Annotated in this window: 19 protein-coding genes; 11 read left to right on the top strand and 8 right to left on the bottom strand. The window is 37.0% G+C overall.

Annotation, left to right across the window (positions count from 1 at the left end; all coding sequences use genetic code 11):
* Window positions 1–111 precede the first annotated feature (111 nt).
* Window positions 112–3,003, bottom strand: coding sequence for a sensor histidine kinase (locus EGI24_RS02175; protein WP_255046603.1), 2,892 nt, complete (start codon window positions 3,001–3,003; stop codon window positions 112–114).
* A 182-nt stretch (window positions 3,004–3,185) separates the two neighbouring features.
* Between EGI24_RS02175 and EGI24_RS02170 the strand changes: the two genes are divergently transcribed.
* The 5 genes from EGI24_RS02170 to EGI24_RS02150 are packed head-to-tail and all read left to right on the top strand — an operon-like array spanning window position 3,186 to window position 6,623.
* Window positions 3,186–3,773: a (2Fe-2S)-binding protein gene (locus EGI24_RS02170; protein WP_255046602.1), complete on the top strand. Its 588-nt coding sequence runs from the start codon at window positions 3,186–3,188 to the stop codon at window positions 3,771–3,773.
* A 2-nt stretch (window positions 3,774–3,775) separates the two neighbouring features.
* Complete coding sequence (locus EGI24_RS02165; protein WP_255046601.1) at window positions 3,776–4,207, top strand: thioredoxin family protein; 432 nt, start codon at window positions 3,776–3,778, stop codon at window positions 4,205–4,207.
* Window positions 4,204–5,133: an FAD:protein FMN transferase gene (locus EGI24_RS02160; protein ID WP_409035463.1), complete on the top strand. Its 930-nt coding sequence runs from the start codon at window positions 4,204–4,206 to the stop codon at window positions 5,131–5,133. The genes EGI24_RS02165 and EGI24_RS02160 overlap by 4 nt, the downstream gene beginning before the upstream one ends.
* 1 nt (window position 5,134) lies before the next feature.
* Window positions 5,135–5,344 (top strand): DUF4266 domain-containing protein, encoded by a 210-nt coding sequence (locus tag EGI24_RS02155; protein ID WP_255046600.1) that lies wholly within the window; start codon window positions 5,135–5,137, stop codon window positions 5,342–5,344.
* 46 nt (window positions 5,345–5,390) lie between these two features.
* Window positions 5,391–6,623, top strand: a complete 1,233-nt coding sequence (locus tag EGI24_RS02150; protein ID WP_255046599.1) for a DUF3570 domain-containing protein — start codon at window positions 5,391–5,393, stop codon at window positions 6,621–6,623.
* A 465-nt stretch (window positions 6,624–7,088) separates the two neighbouring features.
* Here EGI24_RS02150 and EGI24_RS02145 read toward each other — a convergent pair whose 3' ends face one another.
* Window positions 7,089–7,832 carry a LytTR family DNA-binding domain-containing protein gene (locus EGI24_RS02145; protein WP_255046598.1) on the bottom strand — a complete coding sequence of 248 codons (744 nt, stop codon included), beginning with the start codon at window positions 7,830–7,832 and terminating at the stop codon, window positions 7,089–7,091.
* A gap of 2 nt (window positions 7,833–7,834) precedes the next feature.
* Window positions 7,835–8,836 carry a sensor histidine kinase gene (locus tag EGI24_RS02140; protein WP_255046596.1) on the bottom strand — a complete coding sequence of 334 codons (1,002 nt, stop codon included), beginning with the start codon at window positions 8,834–8,836 and terminating at the stop codon, window positions 7,835–7,837.
* 320 nt (window positions 8,837–9,156) lie between these two features.
* On the opposite strand from EGI24_RS02140, the gene EGI24_RS02135 reads away from it, so the two are divergent.
* The 3 genes from EGI24_RS02135 (at window position 9,157) to EGI24_RS02125 (ending at window position 14,226) form a co-directional block, all read left to right on the top strand.
* Complete coding sequence (locus EGI24_RS02135; RefSeq protein ID WP_255046595.1) at window positions 9,157–11,691, top strand: outer membrane beta-barrel family protein; 2,535 nt, start codon at window positions 9,157–9,159, stop codon at window positions 11,689–11,691.
* A gap of 134 nt (window positions 11,692–11,825) precedes the next feature.
* Window positions 11,826–12,389 carry a YceI family protein gene (locus EGI24_RS02130; protein WP_255046593.1) on the top strand — a complete coding sequence of 188 codons (564 nt, stop codon included), beginning with the start codon at window positions 11,826–11,828 and terminating at the stop codon, window positions 12,387–12,389.
* Window positions 12,390–12,528: 139 nt separating this feature from the next.
* A complete protein-coding gene (locus EGI24_RS02125) occupies window positions 12,529–14,226 on the top strand; it encodes a hypothetical protein (protein WP_255046591.1) in 1,698 nt (565 codons plus the stop codon).
* 2 nt (window positions 14,227–14,228) lie between these two features.
* Here the strand turns inward: EGI24_RS02125 and EGI24_RS02120 are convergent, their stop codons facing one another.
* Both EGI24_RS02120 and EGI24_RS02115 read right to left on the bottom strand, forming a co-directional pair.
* On the bottom strand, window positions 14,229–17,138 hold the full coding sequence (locus EGI24_RS02120) for a reprolysin-like metallopeptidase (RefSeq protein ID WP_255046590.1): 2,910 nt from the start codon (window positions 17,136–17,138) through the stop codon (window positions 14,229–14,231).
* Window positions 17,139–17,265: 127 nt separating this feature from the next.
* Window positions 17,266–19,536 carry an FdhF/YdeP family oxidoreductase gene (locus EGI24_RS02115; RefSeq protein ID WP_255046589.1) on the bottom strand — a complete coding sequence of 757 codons (2,271 nt, stop codon included), beginning with the start codon at window positions 19,534–19,536 and terminating at the stop codon, window positions 17,266–17,268.
* A gap of 358 nt (window positions 19,537–19,894) precedes the next feature.
* Here EGI24_RS02115 and EGI24_RS02110 point away from each other — a divergent pair, with 358 nt between their 5' ends.
* From EGI24_RS02110 to EGI24_RS02100, 3 genes are read left to right on the top strand one after another with little or no spacing between them, the layout of a single operon-like run.
* Window positions 19,895–20,269 carry a BlaI/MecI/CopY family transcriptional regulator gene (locus EGI24_RS02110; protein ID WP_255035988.1) on the top strand — a complete coding sequence of 125 codons (375 nt, stop codon included), beginning with the start codon at window positions 19,895–19,897 and terminating at the stop codon, window positions 20,267–20,269.
* 2 nt (window positions 20,270–20,271) lie between these two features.
* On the top strand, window positions 20,272–21,537 hold the full coding sequence (locus tag EGI24_RS02105; protein WP_255046587.1) for a M56 family metallopeptidase: 1,266 nt from the start codon (window positions 20,272–20,274) through the stop codon (window positions 21,535–21,537).
* A 17-nt stretch (window positions 21,538–21,554) separates the two neighbouring features.
* Window positions 21,555–21,995, top strand: coding sequence for an energy transducer TonB (locus EGI24_RS02100; protein WP_255046586.1), 441 nt, complete (start codon window positions 21,555–21,557; stop codon window positions 21,993–21,995).
* Window positions 21,996–22,058: 63 nt separating this feature from the next.
* On the opposite strand, the gene EGI24_RS02095 is transcribed toward EGI24_RS02100, so the two are convergent.
* From EGI24_RS02095 to EGI24_RS02085, 3 genes are all read right to left on the bottom strand, one after another.
* Window positions 22,059–22,637: an alkylphosphonate utilization protein gene (locus tag EGI24_RS02095; RefSeq protein ID WP_255046585.1), complete on the bottom strand. Its 579-nt coding sequence runs from the start codon at window positions 22,635–22,637 to the stop codon at window positions 22,059–22,061.
* Window positions 22,638–22,834: 197 nt separating this feature from the next.
* Complete coding sequence (locus tag EGI24_RS02090; protein WP_255046583.1) at window positions 22,835–23,341, bottom strand: 3'-5' exonuclease; 507 nt, start codon at window positions 23,339–23,341, stop codon at window positions 22,835–22,837.
* A gap of 190 nt (window positions 23,342–23,531) precedes the next feature.
* Window positions 23,532–23,771 (bottom strand): hypothetical protein, encoded by a 240-nt coding sequence (locus tag EGI24_RS02085; protein ID WP_255046581.1) that lies wholly within the window; start codon window positions 23,769–23,771, stop codon window positions 23,532–23,534.
* Window positions 23,772–23,815 lie beyond the last annotated feature (44 nt).

Raw genomic sequence — 23,815 nt, 5'->3', positions numbered from 1 at the left:
CGCAAAAAACGCAACCTTTCCCTGTGTTTATAAAACTTAGACCTGGCTGTTTCATCAGTATTCTATATTTTTTTACAAAATTCAACTTAATAATCTATTGAAAAAATAACCTTATTTGATCGGAAATTTAAGACTAATCTGAGTTCCTTTCCCGATTTCTGAGTGGATTTGCAAGTGCCCATTTAGTTCGTCTGCACGTTTTTTCAGGTTTTTGAGTCCATTCCTGTTGGATTCCTTGGTAGTATCAAAACCAGAGCCGTTGTCTTGAAATAGCAAATCGAGGTGGTTACCCGATAGGCTACATTTTAGACTAATTTTGGTTGATTGACTATGTTTGAGGGCATTATTAATCAATTCTTTGAGCATGAGATAAAGATTACGCTTGTTATCTAATGACATATTTCTATCCTTCAAGTCATTTGATTCAAACTCATACTGAATGTTTTGAGCCTCTATGAGCTCAGCAGCTTCTTTGTTGATTTTGGTAAAAAGGCTTTCTAAGGAATCGAATTTGGGGTTAATATTCCATATGATATAATCAATGGCTGTTCCTGCTTTTTTGGCCTCCTCGGCTATCATTTGGGCAAAGCCATTGTTTTTTTGATCTCGCGAAAGATTTTGTGTGAGCAAACTACCCAGTATACCAATACTACTCAAAGAAGCCCCTATTTCGTCATGTAGGTCGGAGGAAATACGGTTTCGAATGGCATGGACTTTTTGGATTTGGTTGAGCCTAAATCTGTAAAATGCATAAAATAAACCAAAAATAAAAACCGAAAGTAAAATTCTGAACCATAAGGTCTCGTACCATGCTGGCAGTATTTCGAAGTTTACGATTTTGCTTTTGGTAACCCAACTACCCGAAACTTTAGCATATTGGACTTCCAAAACATAATTTCCTTTGGTTAAATTGGGAAAAACAAATGAGGAATTGCTACCATTTTCAATCCAATTCTTCGACACACCACTGAGTTTGTAACGATATTTTATTTTTTGAGGAGAAACAAAATTGAGTGGAGAGAACGAAAAACTAAGGCTATTATCGACCTTGCTAAATCTCTTATCGGAATTTGGTGCTATAAAAGTGGATTTACCCAAAACAGATACCTTACTCAAAACCAATTTATTATGAACTCTACTTTCACTTAAAACATCAAAATCTACCACCGATATGCCATTTTTATGACCAACCAACATCAGATGATCGTCAACAAAAAAACCATTTGAAATGTCGTTAGAGACTAAACCATCAAAACGTGTGTAACGATTCACTTTACCTTTGGAATCCATTCGAGCCAAACCTTCTTTAGTTCCGATCCAAATTTCCCCATCTTGACCACCCCAGATATTGAAATACTGATAATCTGCTACTAACGCTTGGTATTGTTCAGAACCGAATTTTCCAACAATTTTGCCTTTCACATTTACCTCATTGAATCCTCCATAGGCCGAGAAAAGTAGATTCCCAGCTTTTGAAACTCCGATATTGAGATAATAATCAGAAACAAAATCTCTGTGATTATTATTGTTACTCAATTCCTCGAAGGTTTTGTTCTTCAAGTCATAAAAAGCCATACCAAATCCTTTGGGAATCCATCCAGCAATCCAAATTTTATCCTTGTAAAAATAAACTTTTCTGAATAGGTTTTCTTCAAAAAATGAAGCGTAAGGGAGCTTTAGCCATGGAACCAATTCGCGGTTGTTTTGAAGATTTAAAACCCGAAATGGCTTATTGGGACTAACTAACCACAATCGATTTAAATTATCTAATGTCAAACTGGTAAACATGCCATCGAGTAGTTTCACAACTTTCAAACTTGGTAACACCTTAAACAGACCACGTTCAGCAGCTATGAATATTTGATTCTGCTCTACAAGAATTTCATTTATTTTCCCAGAGTTTTGAAAATCAATTTTATTAAAAGTGCCCAAACTACTATTGTATATCAATAACTCACCAGTATTTAGACCTAACACATAATTTTGCTTAGAAAATTTAGAGATAGTTGAAACAATGGCTTTGTCAGAAACCAACTTCTTAGGCAATGAAATTGACTTAATCACTTGTTTTTCAAAGGATTGCTTAAAAATACCTTCATCAGTCCCCAGCCATATTTCTTGATTTTGGTTGACCAATAGCGAATGAAAATGGAGACTTTGAGAATCCAAATCTTCAAAATAATGAATTGTATTACCTTTCCTATCGTAAGCTTTTAATTGGGAAGGAGTCAAAACTAAAATTTGTGAATCTATTGTAGAAATGGAAATTATTTTCTCTTTTAATCTTATAATTTTTATAAATAAATGTCTGGTAGGCAAATATTTGTAAATCTGCCCATTGCCATCTCCAAGTATAAACTCACCAGATTTTTTGTCAATATAAATGTAGGAAAAGTCATTTTTTGAAGAATATCTAATCCACCTATTCGCAGTATAATCAAACCTACAAAATCCCATGGGACTAATCGACCATAAATTACCACTTTTGTCATTTGCGAAATATCCAATTCTAGGGCTCTGCTGATTTAGATCCACTACCTTAAATATCTTCAGTTTGTGTTCGGATGGCATATAAACTTTCAGATGGTGAAAATCTGTGGACCAGATCCATCCTTTTTTATCGACAAATAATCCTTCAAAATGGTCATTGTCTGGATTTGAATCCTTGAGGTTTGAATTTATAATAGTTTGAAAGAGTCCGTTGGACGTATTGATTTTGAAAAGCCCCCGATTATTACTTAGCCAGATATTATCTTCCGCATCAATATCCATCGCATCAGGCTTGGTCCTTGTGCCAAATATATCGAATCGGTAACCGTCATATCTACTGATCCCAAGATTTGAATGAACCCATAAAAAACCTTTGGAATCCCTTTTTAGGCCTAATATAGCATCAGAAGCCAAGCCATCTTTGGTACTGATATTTTCGAATGATTCCTCTTGAGAATAAGCACCGAAACAGGTTATTAAAAACAAAAAGCAAGAATAGAAAGAATTTTTCAAAAGAAATAAAAGATTTACCAATCAATGTGTAAACATAGAAAATTTATATTTTGGATTTACTAAAAATACAAAAAAAGCAATTCTATTTTAGAATCTTTTTAAATAAGCTTAATTACTATAGCAAGTGGCAACATAGGGTTTAAAGAATTCGTATTAGAGATTAAAAACAGATTAAAACCTATATGACGAGATACGAATTTTTAAAAGCCGCTGGCTTTAGTGGAGCATCTTTGATGGCATTACTTTCCTGTGTAAAAACTGAAGATAGCTATGTGGAAGCATTGGTACAAAACCCAGACGGAACCACAGGAACAACCTCAGCAACTGGCACAACATCGGGAACTGGAACTACTACTGGCACAACTTCTGGTACTGGAACAACAACCAGCACTGGAACGCCCACTACTGTAGCAGCCACCAAAGCCGATAGCTCTGTGTTTGTATCTACAGAGGCTTTGAGTAAAATCTCTGCCAAAATCACCATTGACTTAAAGTCTACAACATACGCCAAATTAAACACCTTGGGTGGATATTTGGTAGTAAGCAACACGTATGTGGTAGCACTTTCAAAAACTGGCAAATATATTGCGGCCACTGTAACTTGTAGCCACGAACCTAAAAAACGAATTGTCTATTCAAACGAAGAATGGTATTGTACAGACCATGGAGCAAGATTTTCTTTGGCAGGTAAAGGATTGAACTCAAATGGTAGCAAAGGATTGACGATTTACAAAACAGCCACAGATGGCAATACACTTGTTATTTACTAAAAATGAAAATATTAGCATTCAAATTTTTAATTCTTTTCTCTGTCGGTTTATCTGCATGGGGAGATAATTTAGAAACGGCTCTATCAGATGCCAAGCAAAATCACAAAATGGTTTTACTGTATTTCTCAGGTTCTGATTGGTGTGGCCCTTGCATAAAACTAAAACAGGAAGTGCTAGAAACTACTGATTTTCAGACATTTTCAAATGAACATTTGAACTTGGTAAGGGCTGATTTTCCAAGAATGAAGAAAAATCAACTTTCCAAAGAACAGACGGCATACAATGAGAAATTGGCCGAAAAATATAATCCAAAAGGAAAATTCCCTTTGACCGTTTTGATCAACTCAGATGGTAAGGTAATCACTGAATGGGATGGTTACCCAAAAGACCTCAACAGCCAATCTCTTAAAAAACAAATACTTACGTACTTTTGAACGAAAAACTTTTTTCTCGAACACTGCGACTGATGGGCAATAGATTTGTGATAACTGTGGCTTCTGCAGACAGTGTTAAAGCTGAATCACTCATTGATGATGCCGTGGCTGAAATTCAAAGAATAGAAAGTTTACTCACTACCTTTTCAGAAAATAGTCAGACCAACCAAATCAACCAGAATGCAGGAATTCAGGCAGTAAAAGTAGAATCGGAAGTATTTGAATTAATAGTACGAGCAAAAAGGATTTCAGAATTAACAGATGGAGCTTTTGACCTCAGCTACGGATCCTTGGACAAACGATTTTGGAATTTCGACAAAACAATGGCTCAACTTCCTGATGCACAAACTGCTAAAGAAAAAGTTAAATTAATTAACTATAAGAACATCATTTTAGATAAAACCTTAGGAACAGTTTTTTTGAAAGAAAAAGGAATGCGGATAGGTTTTGGAGGTATAGGCAAAGGATATGCCGCCGACAAAGCTGCTCAATTGCTTAGAAACAAAGGCGTTACAAGTGGAATTGTTAATGCAAGTGGCGACCTTATAACTTGGGGAAATCAACCAAATGGAAATCCTTGGACCATTTCGCTCGCTCATCCAGACCTTCCAACAGAAGCGTTCTCAAAAATGAACATCAGCAATTTGGCAGTGGCTACTTCTGGAAATTATGAGAAATTTGTAATGATTGATGGTAAAAAATATTCTCACACCATTAATCCTAAAACTGGTTATCCAATTTCAGGAATAAAAAGTGTGAGTATCATTTGTCCAATAGCTGAACTGGCAGATGCATTAGCCACACCCGTGACCATTATGGGTGTAGAAGCTGGATTAAATCTAATTAATCAATTAAATGGCGTGGAGGGCATAATCATAGATGACCAAAACCATGTTTATAAATCAGACAATATTAAAATTGACTAAAATGTATAAAATACTTTCAATTTTTGGCCTATGCTTATTTTTCAACTCTTGTGTGAGTGTGAAAGAATATCAGAAAAGCAGAATAAACGACTCAGAAATGGAATTGGCCAACCGAAAAGTGGAGAAATTTGAAACCAACTTTTATCTCTATCGAGAGGGAGCTGCAGGTGCCAATGGTGGTAAAAGCGGTGGAGGATGTGGCTGTAATTGAACACGAAACACTTAAATATCCACTTGTTAAATAATCAAAAAAACAGATGAAGAAAGTAATTATAAGTATTGGAATTTATTGCAGTATTGTTTTTTGTGCTAATGCTCAAACCACAAAGCCTCAACTCAAATTAGCGGAGACCAAAAAAGAAAAAACAGGTCTGCGAAGTTTAAAAATTGACGAAGTAAACTTGGTAAGTTCTTACTATACCCAAACTGGCAACAATTCAGCCATTACTGGCGGAATTGGCACTGAAAAACTTTGGGATGCCGCCAATTCATTAGACCTTAAGCTTTCATTTACGGATAAAAAACTAAGAACCCATGCCGTTGTTCTGGATGGTTCAATGGATTATTATTCTTCTGCCTCTTCAGACATGATTGATTCACGTTCATTGTCATCTGCCTCTATGACTGACCTCCATTTTTATCCATCGATTGCATGGAGTAGAAAAGACGAAACTAAGCATAGCAATTTCGGCTTAAGTGCCGCTTATTCTACCGAATGGGATTATGAGTCTTATGGCGGAAATATTAGCTACAGCAAAAGCTCAAAAGACAACAACACTGAGTTAAGTCTAAAGGCTGGAGCATTTTTTGACAAATGGATGGCTATATTACCAAATGAACTTCGCCCGATTGGATATCCATCAGGTGGCGATGACGACCAAAATGGCATAGCATTCAAAAACAGGAATTCCTATAATGTTTCTATTGGTGTTTCGAGGGTAGTTTCCAAGCGATTACAAATGATGCTAACAGTAGAACCTGCTTTTCAAGAAGGATTATTAAGTACGCCTTTCCATAGGGTTTATTTTACAGACAATACCCTAAAAGTAGAGAAATTACCTGGTCAAAGAGCAAAATTACCGATGAGCGTTAGAGCCAACTATTTCATGGGTGACCGGGTGATTTTCAGAACTTTTTATAGATATTATATGGATTCATGGGGAATGACCGCACATACTGTCAGTGCAGAAACTTCCGTAAAAATCAACTCTTTTTTGTCCATTACACCACATTACAGGTTCAATAGCCAAACTGCTGTTAAATATTTTGCTGCCTACCAAAAACATACTTTGTCAGAACAATATTATACAAGTGACTACGACATTTCAGGCTTCAACAGTGCGTTTTGGGGAGCTGGATTAAGAATAGCCCCTCCAGGAGGCATCCTGGGCAACCGTTGGTGGAATTCTTTAGAAATCAGGTACGGACATTATAATCGTACCAATGGAATGGTGTCGCATATTGTTTCTTTGAGTACCAAGATTAAGTAGTTTGGTGATTGATTACAGGTTTATTGGTTGAATAGTTATTAGTTAACTGGTGACTAGGTTACTGGTTGACTGGTTATTGGACACTGAGCGAAGCCGAAGTGGGTTATTGGAAATTCCGGCCACTGAGCACAATGATATTCAGATGATAATCTGAATGAAATTGCGATCGATAGATCTCGATGTGGGTTGACTGCTTGTTCGGTTAATGATTGATTGGTATTAGAACACTGAAAGGTTGTGAGGTGTGTTTGTGGGTGACTTATAGATAGTTGACTAGCTTTAAAGAAATTGGAAACTTATTGTTTTCCAATTTGGTGTTTTTCTCAGGTCCAACTATCGTCTAACCGCTCTTTTGATTTGCCAAATCCATCATATTCAGTTCCGACTATTGTTTGACCGTTGTGGTTTTATAACCAGTTAACAATACACCAGTAACTAATTCACTAATAACCAGTTACCAACAAACTAGCTACCTATCTGTCTTTTATCAACTATTTCTCTGAATGCTTTTTTATAGGTATCCGAAATCGGAATAGTACTTTTATTGATAACCAATCTATCTTTTTCGATTTCTTCAATAGCAGCGAGAGCAATTATAAAACTGTTGTGAACCCGCACAAATCTATCACTTGGTAGAGATGCTTCGAGCGATTTCATGGTTTGCAATGAAATTATTTTCCTATTTGGTGTATAAATACAAACATAATCTTTCAAACCCTCAATGTATAAAATATCCGAAAGGTTGATTTTTATAAGTTTAGTACCATCTTTTACAAATATATAATCCACAGGTGGTACTGTTTGCATTTCTTGTATATGCACTTGTGTGCCTGCTGCGGAGTTATTTCCGTCCAATCTCGCAATTCCCTTTTCTACTGCTTTTAAAAAACGCTCAAAACTAATAGGCTTTAGCAAATAATCATACACTTCAAGTTCATAACCTTCCAAAGCATACTCAGAATAGGCTGTAGTTAAAATTATTAGCGGCTTGGATTTGAGTAACTTAAGCAAAGTAATCCCTGTAACTTCAGGCATCTGAATATCAGAAAAAAGGACATCCACAGGATTTTCTCTTAAATATTCTAAGGCATCTAGGGCATTAGAAAAAGCATGTTTTAGTTGTAAGCGTGGCACTTTAGAGATATATGCCGAAAGCAAATTACGGGCTAGAGGCTCATCTTCAACAATTATGCAACTATATGGGGTCATTTTTAAAGGTCGATTTTCAGGGAAACTTCATAAGTTTGGTCGGTTTCGCTTTGCTCCATTCTGAATCTGTCTGGGTAGCTCAATTCCAACCTGCGTTTCACATTTTGGAGGCCAATTCCTGACTTTTCCAAAATAGAATCCTTAGGCAATTTACTGTTTTTGACCTTATAAACAATACTTTTTGCGAGTATTTCCACTGATAACTGCACATAAGAACCCTTGAAATTGTTACTTACCCCATGTTTAAATGCGTTTTCTAAAAACGTAATTAATATCAAAGGCACTATCTGTACAGTTTTCGGATTACCGATAACTTCAAAACTAACCGGAACTTGGTTATCTAGTCTCAGTTTCTCTAGGCTAATATAATTCTCCATATAGGCCAGTTCTTTCTCTAATGAAACCAATGGATGGTTAGATTCATAGAGCATGTAACGCATCATTTGTGAGAGTTTTTCGATTACTTCTGTGGTATTAGGTGAGTTAACGGTAGCCAAATAATAAAGATTATTGAGCGTATTAAAGAGAAAATGAGGATTAATCTGAGCCTTAAGGAACCTGAGTTCAGAAACTAATTTTTCATTCTCCACTTCTTTCTTCTTAGACTCTAATGCAAACCAATCCTCCACAAACTTCAGCATACCTACGAAAATGGCAATAAATAGCGTAATGACCGTATGCTGAAATATAAACTTGCCAGTGTTCATAAAACCTTTACCTTGCTCAATAAACTCTGAATAAAGAAAACGCTTAAAGGAAATATGCAGAAAAACAACAATAACAAAAGGCACAAAAAACTCTAGCAGATACCTCCAAATGTTCTTATGTTTCAGAAATCTCGGTAGCCAAATGAAATAATTGAGGTAACTGACCGCACCCATAAACAAGACGTGCGTCAGAGCATCAACTAATGCTCTTCCAATATTAATATCGTCTTTGTGTCTGAAAAAAGTAATCTGATAAAAGAAAAAAGAGAAATAAAGACACCAAAAAGATAGGTGCATTACTAAGACTCTTTTGTTCGAAAATATGGTTTTTGTTTGCATTTATTCCTTTAATAACCTTCAATATTACGTTGATTTTTAATTATTTATGACCAAAAAATACCCTTATTATACGTTTTACATGAATTTCTCTATGAATAGGCCAATTGGGTCGAAGAATGCCTATTTATACCAAAAAAGACCAAAAACTTGGAAAACATAGAGGATTGTCGAATTAATACAGCCTTTTGTCTATTAGGCAATATTTTTACTAAACTTCCTGCCTTAATTTGTGTCATAATTCCACAAAAAAACAATAGAACATTAAAAAAAATATCAAAATGAAAAAGATTTTATTAACATTACTAATTGGCCTTGGATTCAATGCTACGTTTGCACAATGGGGCCCTCCAGGTGGAGGTGGAGGAATGGGACGACCAGGTGGAGGCGAAAATGGAAGGCCTTCTGGAAATACCCAGAAACCAGCGACCCTTGACCTTGAAGCCAATGTACCAAAAGGAAATTCTAAAATCTCAGGTAATGTGGTGGATGATGCACTTACTACAGCAGTTGAATTTGCAAATATTGCTTTGATTGACATCACTACTAAAAAACCTATTGACGGCACAATGGCTGACGAAAAAGGTTTTTTCTCTATGAAAAGAGTAGCCGCAGGCACTTATAATGTGCAGGTTTCTTTTATTGGTTTTGAAAATAAAATTATTGAAAAAGTAGTAGTTGAAAAAGGCAAAGACGTAGAGTTGGGGGTTATTAAACTAAAGCAAAGTGCCAAACAACTAGATGAACTTGTGGTCAGCGGACAAGCTGCCATGATTGAAGAAAAAGTGGACAGATTGGTTTACAACGCCGAAAAGGATCTTTCAGCCAAAGGTGGTGATGCTTCTGATATCCTTAAGAATGTTCCCATGCTAAGCGTAGACTTAGAAGGCAACGTTTCGCTAAGAGGTAGCGAAAATATCAGAGTCTTGATTAACAATAAACCATCTACGATTGTAGCCAGCAGTATTGCAGATGCCTTAAAAATGATTCCTGCAGACATTATCAAAAGTGTGGAAGTTATTACTTCTCCATCTGCCAAATACGACGCTGAAGGCTCGGCTGGTATTATCAACATCATCACTAAGAAATCTTCTTTACAAGGACTAAATTTAAATATCGACTCGGGCGTAGGCTTGAGAGGATCAAATCTTGGATTAAACGGAAACTTCCGTAAAGGCAAATTGGGTATCACATTGGGTGGATTCGGAAGAGCTTTTTACAATAAATCAGCGGGAGAAACTACGCAGTTGCTTAAAAGCACTGGCGTAAGCACAGAACAAAACCAAGAAGGTAATCATTTCGGAATGTTTGGTAGATATAATATCGGTTTAGATTACGAATTGGCAAAAAACCAATCTTTGTCAGGGACATTAGCCTTTGGGTTGCGTAGTTTTGATAGAGACCAAATTTTGAATTCTTCTAGCTTTTTAAATGGTTCTTTACTAAATTCATCCATTAGAGATATATCTTCAATTGATAGATCAAACTCTATGGACGCAAACGTTGACTATATCAGAACTTTCAAACCAGGACAAGAATGGTCAGTTTCTACGCAGTTTAGTCAAAACAAACTTATCAATAACTTCGATTCTGACCTTTTGAATATTTCTAACGAAATTTTAAGCAGACAGAAAAACATCAACGATAACTTAAATACTGAGATTACAGTTCAATCTGATTATGTGAGTCCAATTGGTAAAAAACAACAAATAGAATTCGGAGCTAAAGGAGTATTTAGAACGGTAGAGAGTGAGTTTGAATATCTTTTAGCCAACCCAACAGGAAGTTTCAGCAGCGATGCTAGAAATCCATCTGGTTACCTAAACTACTCCCAAAACGTCATGGCAGCCTATGCTTCTTATTTATTCTCAACGAAAAAGAAGTTTAACTTTAAACTTGGGGCACGATACGAATATACTGAAATCTCAGCAGATGACTCTAGAGGAAACATAGAAATCCCTGCTTACTCTAACTTGGTACCTAGTATCAATGTCTCTAAAACTATAAAAGCATCAACTTATAAATTGGGATACAATAGAAGGATACAAAGACCTGGATTACAACAACTTAACCCTAACGTTAACTTGGTAAATCCGCTAAACATAAGCTATGGTAACGCCAGTCTTAATCCAGAATTAACTGATAACGTGGAGTTTAGTTTAAGTAAAAGCATTAAAAAATCGTACTTGACAATTTCTTTATTTGCCCGTCAATCTAATAATTCTATAACGCGAGTAAGTTTCGCTTCAGATTCTATCCCTGGTGCTATAATTACTACCTTTGAGAACATCGGTAAAGAGCAAACTTTGGGAACCAACGTATTTGGAAATGTAATTTTATCATCAAACTGGACCCTTAATGGTGGTATAGATGTGTATTACAGATATTTAGAAGGATTTCAGACAGGTTTAACTGGCATCTCAGAAAAAGTTAGTAATGACGGCATCATATTGAGTGGTAGATTGATGACCAATCTTAAATTGAAAAAAGGTTGGGCTATGCAAGCTGGTGGTGGCATGAGAGGCAACAACATTAACCTTCAAGGTACACAAGGAGGAATGGGTATGTACTCTTTAGGCATCAGAAAAGATTTTGGCAAAAAAGCCAGTTTTGGAATGGCCGCAGAAAACTTCTTTGGTGGAATGGTCATGAGAAACTCTACTGATACGCCAGTGATTTCCCAAAAATCGGTAAATTACATGTACAATTCGAACATAAAAGCTACGTTTAGTTACAAAATTGGCAACATGAGGTTTGTGGCCGAGAAGAAAAAAGTAAAAAATGACGACGTGAAAAGCGGAGGAGAGGAGAACTAATTGAGATAATAGCTGGTTTCGAACAATACGAAACTGGCTAATTTTTTAAAATCCTACGTTTCGCAACCATTTAAAATAAAAACCGTATTCGTATTTAAACAATTATAATTTCTAATCTAAAATTTATTTTCAAAATGAAAAAAATCAGTCTTTTGGCAATCGCACTTTTTATGACTATTGCCGTTTCAGCTCAAAAATGGACACTAGACAAAGCACACTCAAAATTGACTTTCACAGTGACTCACCTTTTGATGTCAGAAGTTGACGGTGTTTTCAAATCTTTTGACGCCAGCATCACTTCTTCAAAAGAAGATTTTTCTGACGCAACATTTGAGCTTACAGCTGACATGACCAAGGTAACAACCAACAACGATATGCGTGATGGTCACTTACAAAAAGAAGATATTTTTAATACAGCTGCATTTCCAACAATGACTTTCAAAAGCACAGGAATCAAAAGCACAGGTGGAAATAAATATGCTCTTTCTGGAAATTTAACTATGAAAGGTGTTACTAAACCAGTAACATTGAATTTGACAAAATTAGGAACAGGAACTAACCGTCAAGGTAAGAAATTGGTAGGTTTTAAAGTAACTGGAACTATCAAAAGAACAGACTTTGGAGTAGGTGCTATGCCAGCTGCTGTAGTTGCTGAAGATGTAGAATTGACCGCTAGTGGTGAGTTCGCTTTGAATTAAGGTTGAGGTAAAAATGAATAAATGAAAAAAGGCGGTTTCTCGAAAGAGAAGCTGCTTTTTTTTGCAAAAAAATTATTCAAGTAAGAATATTTGCTGACTACTCCCTACATGCTTATTTTTGATAAAAAGAAAGTGTTTTATGGCTGGTCTTAGCCTCAAAAATTTTAAAAAGTATTTTGCAGACGACATAAAACTTTGGGCTGCACAATGCACAATTAGAGAATGTGATGAGGAATCTAAAGGGCATTTTGTGTCATTTGTTGACCAAGGTGACCAATCATTTGACGTTAGTCTAAGCATAAATCCAAACCAAGAGATAATTTCAAGCAATTGCGAATGTCCAAAAGGCGAGACACTGTGCCAGCATAAATTTGCTTTGATGCAGCATTTGGTCGGAAACGAAAAAATAATCGCACCGAAACTTACAAAAAACAAAATATCTCCACTCGACAAGATTTTCTCTGAACTTAGCCACAACGACCTGAAAACATGGCTCATGAATGTTTTTGAGCAAGACAAAGCACTTCAGATAGAATTTATTCAGGAATTCTCGAAAGATGAAAATAAATTTTGGAAATTACCAGCTCTAGAAAAAAAACTAAAAGAGCTGCTGAAAGCAGTCGTAGGGTCTAAAAGAAACGTAGAAGGTACAGATTTTAAGAAAGCCATGGCTTTGTGGGAGAGTTTTGCGATGAATCACATAAAATTATACCTCAAAAATCCAACCCTATATATCCATTTTGAACAGCTTGACATACTTTATAAAGCTATGTCCAAACAAGTTTCTGTGCACTATTCCTTAAATTCCGCGAGCTATGTCAATATTCAGAAAAAAATAGAAACAAAAATTGCTGAATATTTTAATGAGGAACTTTCAAAGGAAGACTTTAAATTGGCCGTTATGCTGCTAGCTAATAATTTGCTAGCATCTCATGGATTTGATGCCAACCTGCTAAAAATCCTCTGGGGAATATTTGAAAAAGCGAATGAAAATGGCAAATTGCATATCTTAGAACTTTTGATAGAACGATATACGAGTTTTCATAGCGACACCAAATTTGGCGATAAATACTTCACACAAGTAGTTTGGGCGATGATTGAAACTACCGATACTTTTGAAAAATACGGAGAACAGCTATTGCCAATAAATCAAAGCAGCGATTTCAACTCAGAATTTATTGAAAAACTGATAAATAGCAACAAGCTGGAAAAAGCGATAGACCTTTGTAACAAGATAATTAGAAACAACTATTACCCTGACTATAATTTCCCGTATTGGGTTTTTCTAAAGAAACTTTATACTGCTACCAAACAACCCGAGAAATCTATCGAAATAAAAAAACAGCTCATCCCTTTTACGGGAAATTTTGAGGATTTCTTAGAAGTGTATGAAGCCATGACCGATGAAAACGAAAAACGAAGTTATAGAATTAACCTCCTCACCAAATTTCGGACAAACGCCCAAAGAGACAAGTTTTCAAGTACAGATTTATTCTGTATTAAATTGGCTGGTTATGAGAAAAATTACACCAAGTTGATTGATTACCTTCAACAATATCAACTCATACAATATTTTGTACCCTATTTAGAAGAAATGTTAAAACAGAATAAAAAAAAGACATTTTTAAATATCATTAACCATTTTAAATATCCACCAAGTGGGGCAAGTAACCACATTATGAATAGCGAAAAAGAAAGTTACTTAGCTGTTTACCAAATTCTTAGTGAATTTTTCCCTGAAGATGAGCTTTTTGTACTCCTTCGTCAATATCTCCCATTTTCACAAAAAGTCGCTGAGGGTTCTTTGGTGAATTTTATCTCCAAAAACCTGATTTAATTTTAATTACAGCCACCCACCTCCGCTCTAAATATCGTACCTTGTTCTGCCACAAAACCTTCTTTTAGTTCTATTGCACGTGCCGTATAAGTTGCCCGAGTTCCAGAGCCCGTTACCCAGTTGCTGGCTGTAATCTTCCCTCCCACTCCGCTAGCAGCTACTTTCGTTACTGTGCCTGTTGTAATATCGTGTGTGGGATGAATAAGCTCGACCGTGGGGGCACAAGGATTGGGAATAATAGTGACAGGTTTCGAATTATTGCTAAACAAAATACAGCTCCCCAAGCCGTAGGCTTGCTCGATAGTTTTTCCAGTTAAAGTATTGGTATTAAACCCATTGGCATACATTAAACCATAAATTTTGTAAGTCCCAGCCGCTGTATTTGTAAAGTTAGAAGAAGGTGAAACGTCTTCTATAAGATTATTACTTTGGTTAACTGCTGCGTAGGTGTAAGAGTAGCCGGATGGCATATTTTGAATCTCAAGAAAATCACCCGGACCACTTAAATTTAATGTAATTGAAGTGTTTGAACTATTTAAATCATAAAGTAATGCATAATAAGTTGTGCAAGAATTCAAATTAATTGTTCTTGATGAAAACCAGCCAATTGCTGCATAAGAGTTACCACCATAAAATGTTGTATTACAATTAAAGGAAGAGTTTGATGTAAATATGCTATATACAGCAAATCCTTGAAAATTTAATGAAATTGAGTAATTACCTGTTTCAGAAACTTGAAATGGTACTAATACTGCTTTTTCGTTACCCCACTCAGATGTTTGACAAGTTGAAAATGTATTATCAGTATAGTTAATAACAGGATATGTCCCTATACCCACTGTCGAATAAGCTTTGGAGTTCCCAAGTACTTTGTTAGCAACTATCTGGCTCATACTCAAGTTTAAAGAGGCATTACCAGCCATTGCACTAACAGGGGTTTCCGTACAGACTATAGAGGATTTTACCAAACACGATGAAGTAATGCTAAAATTCACATCTGAGGCATCAAAAAACTCAGCTGTAGAACTGTTATTACTTGCAACAATTATTCTAGCTAAAGTAGAATTGGGCACATTGGATGGAATAACAACAGACTCGCTACCATCATTGGAAGTTGACGAAGACAAAATAAATGGAAATGATCCTCCTCCATCAATAGAGAGAAGAATTTTAACATTTGGACTCAGAGAATTGGTACTGTTTACAGCCCAAGTTACTGTATGTGATGCACCAGCGGCTATAATTATTGATGTATTAGGCGAAGTAACAGATAAAGGACCTTTTGCGGCATCAACGGTTATAGCTACTGCTGCACAATGCACGCCTCCTCCGCCATTTTTATTATCTCTAGCAGTTAACCTAAAATTCAAAGTTCGGCTCACATTGGATAAATCTTCCCCTTCTCTATCTACTGGGTTATTGCTATTATTCAAAACAAAGGCCATATTTGGAAATGTCCTTTCGCCGGTTGAGGACTGTTTACTACGAAACAATGGAGCGGTAGAACTGTTTACTGCGTTGATGCCTAGGCTATTGGCTATGTGGCCTAGTCTGGCAGTATCAGAGACCACTGCCAAATCGTATTGCTCCCAAGTATAACTGAGAGCATCGTTGTTGGCATCTGTTGCTGTCCCTTTTAGTTTAAACGGGGTATTTTTGGGAATAGAAAAAGCCGTACCTGCATTCACAACAGGTGCAACGTTTCCTGTAGCGGAAGAAGTACCACAAGTGCCCCCATCTCCAGATAAATTTGAAACAATATAAGCAGACATTCTTTCTAAAGAATTGCTGTGAAAATATCCAGTTTCAGAGCCAGTGAGATTAAAAGTAGAAAGACAAGTCCCAAAATATGACATAATGGTACTTCCACTACCTGGTTCGAAGGCCGTACCATTGTCCCTATTTCCTACACTACAGTTACCTGTTCCAGTTCCATTAAAAGTATGCGGTGCATCAAATTGGTGCCCAAGCTCATGAGCAAAAAGCAGAATACTATTCGCAGTTGTGCTACCAGACCAACCTCTCCCTTTATTGGTCGAATTACAAACAACACCTAAACCAGCAACACCACCACCAGAATTGTGTAGACAATGTCCCAAATCATAATTAGCATTTCCAAATCGAGAATCTATCTCTGTTCTAACTGCGGTAAGATTTTGATAATATCCACCAACACCATTCACTGAATAAGTATCTTCAGTTTTTCTATAAAAAAAATTGCCACTTGCAGGATTATTAGGCGACACCAAAGTCATTCTTACTGCCACTTCTTTTTCATAGAGTGCATTCATATTGTTGACAATCGCCACTATTTCAGCATTTACACCTGCATCGTTAACATAATCTGCGTAAAACTCATTGGTTACTATTAAAGCCAATTTATAGATTTTGAGCGAACTGCCGTAGCTATAATTCGAAATACCCCGTTTCTCGGCTATTCTACCATTTTTAATTTGTTCTTCAATATTATGGCACAACTCTGAGCTTTTTTTTTGGACAAAAACTTGATATTCATTACTCAATAATGAACCAGTAACTTTTTCCAGAATGATAGTTTGTCCATTTTCGATAACACTCGCCATTAGTTTTTCTTTGGTGAGCGTCACTCTGCAAGTAACTAAAGCATCACCAACTTTCACACCATAATAAGTCCTGATATCAGTCTTTGAATTCTCTGGGACTATTAGGTATTCCACCATTTTAAAATCTGCAAACCTACCATCTAATAAGGGAAGACTGATGATGGTCTCTGAATTTGACAAATTACCTAAACCTGATGTTTTCTCAGTTCTTGATTGCTGAAGTTTTTGAGAGAGATTTGAAAAGTTAAGTTGAACTTTTTGCTTGATTTCTTGTGAAATTGACACAAAATAACACAGCATCAATGTGATACTGTACATCGTTTTCTTCATTAGTTCCTTTTGGGTTAGAGCCTACAGTTAATAGTGCCCGAAAAATACGATATTTGATTTTAAAAAAATAATTTTAGCAATTTTTTTGTGTCCAATAAACACTTAATTAGAAAGGAAAAGGACCAAACTATTTGATTTTTTCTAGTTTTACGACCACACTTTTACTAGCTGGTGTTTGGCTACCATCCGCTTTGGCGTGTAAAGGAACCAACACATTGGCTTCAGGAAAATAGGTGGCCAAACAACCCATTGGAATATTATAAGGAACAACCAAAAAACATTCCGCAATGCGTTTTATGCCGCCAAATTCGTTAATAATATCCACTTTTTCGTAGTTTTCAAATCCAGCTTTAAACATGTCTTTTGGATTCATAAATACAATTCTTCGCTCATTATAAATCCCCCTATATCTATCATTTAACCCATAAACCGTTGTATTAAACTGGTCGTGACTTCTAATGGTCATCATTAAATATTCATTAGGTTTTACAGAAAGCTTCTCCCAAATATTTACCGTGAATTTGGCTTTTCCTGATGAGGTTTTAAACTTTCCCTCTCTTGGAGCATTGGGCAAATAAAACCCTCCGTCTTGAGTTACTTTTTCCTCAAAATTTTTAAATCCTTCAATGGTTTTGGCAATGTCTTCACGTATCAAAGTATAATTTTCGATATAAGCCAACCAATTCATATCATGCTTATTTCCCAATACTTTATGGGCCAAATGTGCAACAATAGCGGGTTCAGACATCATGTCTTCTGACAAAGGATTTAGCACACCTTGTGATTTTTGCACCACACCCATCGAATTTTCGGTGGTCACAAACTGCTCACCAGATTTTTGAAAATCTTTGTCGGTACGTCCTAAACACGGCAAAATCAAGGCAGTTTTGCCATGAATCAAATGGCTGCGGTTGAGTTTTGTAGAAACCTGCACCGTTAAACTGCAGTTTTTCATGGCTTGGGCTGTATACTCAGTATCGGGTGAAGCCGAAAGGAAATTGCCCCCCAAGGCAAAAAACACTTTGGCCTTTTTTTCATACATGGCCTCAATGGCCTCTACCACATCATATCCATGTTGCTGAGGTGGCGTAAATCCAAAATTCTTTTCAATCGCCTCATTAAATGCTGCAGAAGGTTTGTGCATAATGCCAACGGTGCGGTCGCCCTGCACATTGCTATGCCCACGCACAGGACACGTACCCGCACCTTCTTTTCCGATAGATCCCCTCAAAAGCAATAGATTCACGACTTCCTGAATGGTGGCCACCGAGTTTTTGTGTTGGGTAAGTCCCATCGCCCAGCAAACTATAATTTTAGAATTTTCGGCCAACAAATTGACTAACTCATCAAATTGTCCCAATGAAATACCTGCATCTTCAAGCAAACTTTCGATATCAACAGTTTCAAATTGTTTAAGAAAATCACTATAGCCATCTGTATTCTTTTGTATAAAATCAAAATCAATAGCCTCTAAATCAATCAGTTTCTTACCTACGGCCTTAAGTAATGCCAGATCGCCATTGATTCTAATTTGTAAATACAAATCTGTCAAAGTCGCTCCTTGTCCAAACAAGCCTTGCATGGTTTGAGGGTTTTTAAATCCCAAAAGACCAGTTTCAAACAATGGGTTAATAGCTACTATTTTGGCCCCATTTTTCTTGGCTTTTTCTAGGGTGGTGAGCATTCTAGGGTGATTTGTCCCTGGATTCTGTCCCATTATAACAATTACCTCTGCCTTTTCAAAATCATCTAATGTCACAGAACCTTTACCCAAACCCAATGTTTCTGTCAAAGCCACACCACTGGACTCATGGCACATGTTGGAGCAGTCTGGCAGATTATTGGTTCCAAAAGCCCTGATAAACAATTGATAAAGAAATGCGGCTTCATTGCTTGATCGCCCGGAGGTATAAAAAATAGCCTCATCTGGGCTTTTGAGATCATTTAATTCTTTGGATATTAACTCAAAAGCACCCTCCCAAGTGATCTTTTCATAATGGCTTTGACCTTCTCTTATTACCATGGGATGCGTCAATCGACCCTGTTGTCCCAGCCAGTAATCCGACTTTGAGGCCATTTCGGCTACCGAATATCTCTGAAAAAAAACAGGTGTGGCCTTGAGCGTTGTGGCTTCATCAGCAATGGCTTTGGCTCCATTTTCGCAATATTCACCCAATCCTGACCTGTGGTCGTCTGGGTCAGGCCAGGCACAACTTGGACAGTCCACACCGCCTTTTTGGTTAAGATTAAAGAGTGTTTTTAAACCTCTGGCCACCGGCATAGCACCAAAAACATGTTTTATACTTGATGAGATGGCAGGCCAACCCGCAGCAATTGAAGAATTCTTACTCATCTGTTTTAAGCCGGTAAAGTCTTTGGGTGGCTGAGCTGAAGACATATTTTAAGGTATTTGCACCAAAAATAAGCTTTTGTTTTGAAAAAATACATGCTTCTGTTGAGATAAGAATTTCAGAATAAAGCATTCGTTGAATGGCACGCAGATGAAACGGATCAATCGAACACAGATTTACACGAATTTTAAAAAATATTCTTGATAGGCAGCCCTACTTCAATCTTCACGAAAACGATGGCACACGGATGACGTTAATTACAAAAAATATCCGTAAAAATCAGCGTTATTTAAATATCTGCGTAATCAGCGTACCAATATTCAAAATATTTTTGAAAAAAAACTAACAAAATAGTTGCAAAACTAAAATAATAGTTTTATGTTTGATTAAACAAACTATCTAGTGATGAATTTAAAAGAATTGACCAAAGCTGAAGAGGAAATAATGCAAGTATTGTGGCAACAAGGAAGTGCCTTTGTAAAGGACGTTTTAGAAGTGTTACCTGAGCCAAAACCCGCCTATAATACCGTTTCTACCATCATCAGAATACTTGAAACCAAGGGATTCGTAAAACATATTGCCTATGGAAAAACCCACCAGTATTATCCAGCAGTGACCAAAGAAGACTACAGGGCGTTTGTCACCAACAAGCTAAGAGCTGGTTATTTCGACAACTCCGCCCGTGCTATGATGTCGTTTTTTATGGAAAACGAACAAATAGACCTCAAAGAAGCTGATGAAATTTTGAAAATGATTGAAGAAATGAAAAAACGGCAATAATTATGGAAAAGCTAATCCCGTTCGTCCAAATCAACTTATTTTTGGTGGTATTTTATGCCATTTACTGGTTATTTCTCCGCAAAGAAACCTTCCATCAGGTCAACAGATTTTATCTGATTGGCAGCAGTATCATTTCGGTGTTACTACCATTTGCCAATCTCAGCTCTGTAAAAACCTGGGCTTTAGCGGGTCAAATTCAAAGCTTAATTTACGAATACGACCTTCCTGAACTGGTGGTTTCTCAAAACACCGAGCACAAACTCAACTGGGTGTTGATTATCAGTATTCTGTACCTTACTATAGTCGCTTTTTTATTTTTAAAGTTGGCCTTTGGAGTGGCAAGAGCTTATGCCATTATTCAGTCACCGAGTTTTAACGAAAGCAATGCCTTTTCGTTTTTTGGGATTATCAAAATCGACAAAAAACTACCCCATTTCCGTACAATTCGGGCACATGAACGGGTGCATACCCTTCAATTGCATTTCCTCGATTTGTTCTTCTTTGAGCTGCTTACCATGGTATTTTGGTGCAATCCGGTCGTTTATCTTTACAGAGCCACTATCAAAAACCTCCATGAGTTTTTGGCCGACGAAGAAGCCAGCCGCACTTTGCCCACGGTGGCAGATTATGCTACACTCTTGCTCAGCAAACAATTCAAAATTGCACCTGAACATCTTTTTGTGCAACAATTCCATAAAAAATCGACGCTAAAAATCAGAATTCAGATGCTTTTGAAAGGAAAATCTAACAATTGGGCGATTTTGAAATATGGCGTGGTGGCCCCTATCCTATTCATGGCCGTAATGGTCAGCTCGGTATCATGCTCTGATAATTCGGTAAATGAACCTGTTGAGATTGATATTTTAAAAGAAGAAAAAGTTGGAATACCACCGCCTCCGCCACCAGCACCACCAATTGATGTAGCCGATGCTGCGTTGAAGATACAGAAAAGAGAGATTTTTACAGCGGTGGAGCAGAACCCAGAATTTGTTGGTGGACAAGCTAAAATGTATCAGTATCTCGGTGAAAATATAAAATACCCTGCAGCAGCTCAAAGAGCGAATATATCGGGTAGAGTTTTTGTGAAATTTGTGGTTGAAGACGATGGATCTATTGGCGACGTTAACGTGATGAAAGGAATTGGTTTTGGCTGTGATGAAGAAGCAATAAGAGTTGTTAAAAGCATGCCTCGCTGGAAACCTGGTGTGCAAAACGGGAAAAATGTAAGGGTATACTACAACATGCCTATTGTTTACAGACTCGACTGATATAAAAATGAAATTCAATGACTATTTTACTCATAACAAAAATTAGTTTCCTTATTTTCAGTTCCATCCCCTTGAACAAATTATATATAGAAAAACACAATACTCAATATAATGTAGCATCAGCCGACACACTCAAAAATCCCAAAGACCACCCCAATGATATAATTTTTATAGGGGTGGACAAAAGGCCAGAATATATCGGCGGGCAAAAAGAAATGTATAAATTCATATCTGAGTATATCAACGAGGCCGTAGCCACCAAAAAAGGAAAGGTAAACTTAAGATTTGTAATAGAAAAAGACGGCTCCATCGGCGATGTAGAAATTTTACGAAGTTTATGCCCAACATGCGATGAAGAAGCCAAAAGAGTCATAAAACTAATGCCAAAATGGAAACCGGGGCAAGTAAACTACAGAAATGCACGTTGTTATTACCACATGCCTATTGTGTTTAAATAAAAAAGCAGATTAGAAGTTTTGATGTTTCTAATCTGCTCAAAATAAAATCTTCAAAAAATAAAATCAACTAGATTTCTTCGTAAACTTCGTCAAAATCACTATCTGCGTGCCGTTTACTTTGCCTTCTATGTGTTCGGGATTGTCATCTACCAATCTGATATTTCTTACCGCCGTTCCACGTTTGGCAGTAAATGTGGTGCCTTTTACGTTGAGGTCTTTGGTCAAAACTACCGTGTCGCCATCGGCCAATAATGCTCCGTTGCTGTCTTTATGAACAGGGTCGCCCTCACCTTCGGGTTGATCAGCACCTGCTTGTGCCCAAGCCAAAATTTCCTCGTCGAGATAAAGCATATCCAATAAATCACCCGGCCAACCTTCAGATTTTAATCTATCCAACATTCTCCAAGCCAAAACTTTTACGGCCGGCACTTCGCTCCACATGCTGTCGTTCAGGCATCTCCAAAAGTTGGCATCTGTGGCGTTTTTGTCCACTATTTGCTCTATACAATTTTCGCTGATGTAAGCAAAAGAATCGTTGGAGTCGTTTGGAGCGTGGCTCACTTCATAAATCTGTAGGTTGTCTGATGTTCCAGACAATTCACATACGCCACCGCTACGTTCAATAATTTCTTTTTCGTTCATTCTTTATTTAATAATGCTCCGCAATTTACGCCTTTTATAATTAAGAAGAATTCTAAAAACATAAACCACTTATAAAGAAATACTTAAATAAACTTACTTTTCTGTGTTGTATATTGAACAAAAAAATCCGTGAAAATCAGCGTTGCTTGTTCCGATAGCTATCGGAACGTCATCAGCGTGCCAATAAACTACAATGCTTAATTAAACAAAGGCATTTTATGAATCAAATACAATTTAGCACAGGCCCGAGCATCCGAAAGGGCATTGTGGTGGTCCAGCGGAATATCGTATCTGGCACAACAGGCGGCTAGATTCACTTTAAAATTACCTTTTTTCCTAAAAATCTTCACTGTACACTCCCAGCGAGATTTTATCTGAAGATCAGAATAGTTAAGTCCATACGACTCCATGGTGTGGTATAATACATTTCGGTCGAAGGATTCGTTGTGGGCCACCACCATTTTGCCTTGCATGAGGCTCTTTATTTTGGGATAAACTTCCTCAAAAGTTGGTGAAGAATAGGTGTCTTTGGCCGTAATGCCATGTACTTTGGTATTGTGGTACATGTATTCGTTACCAGGAGGTTGTATGAGCGTATAAAACTCCTCCAAAATTTCCTCATTTTTGACATGCACAATGCCCACCGCACAAGCAGAATCTTTGTGCCAAGTGGCTGTCTCAAAATCTATCGCTACAAATTCCAAATTCCTTATTTATATATTTTACCTCAAAGTCGCTAAGACGCTAGGGTTCTTTTATTCAAAATTTATTTCTCGCAAAGCCGCAGAGTCGCAAAGAAAAGGTATTTTTTCATTGAGCGGAGGGAAAACTCTGTGAAACTCAAAAACGCAAAGTATATAAACAAAAACACTCCGTGAAACTCAGTGCAACAACTCAATACCCCAACTTCTTCTCCCATTGATACGCCAACCTATTTTTCTCCACATTCCCAGACGACAATTCATTGGCCAACCTCGGGTGCATATGCCCACGAGAAGTCAAATGCCATTGAGCACAATCGTCACACTGATAGACCGTTACAGATGAATTCTGCACAAAGCGTATCCTAGCCTCTATCAAGGCATCTAAAGCAAGGTTTTCAGTCAAATACGATCTTTTATTACAGTTTGGCATGTTTAACTTCTCAAGTGCAACTTCTTCTTAAATGAAGGTAACAC

Source organism: Lacihabitans sp. CS3-21, assembly GCF_024343675.1.
In the GTDB taxonomy this organism is placed as follows: domain Bacteria; phylum Bacteroidota; class Bacteroidia; order Cytophagales; family Spirosomataceae; genus Leadbetterella.
The sequence above is the reverse complement of the archived record's forward strand: the minus strand, read 5'-3'. Positions and strand labels throughout refer to the sequence as shown.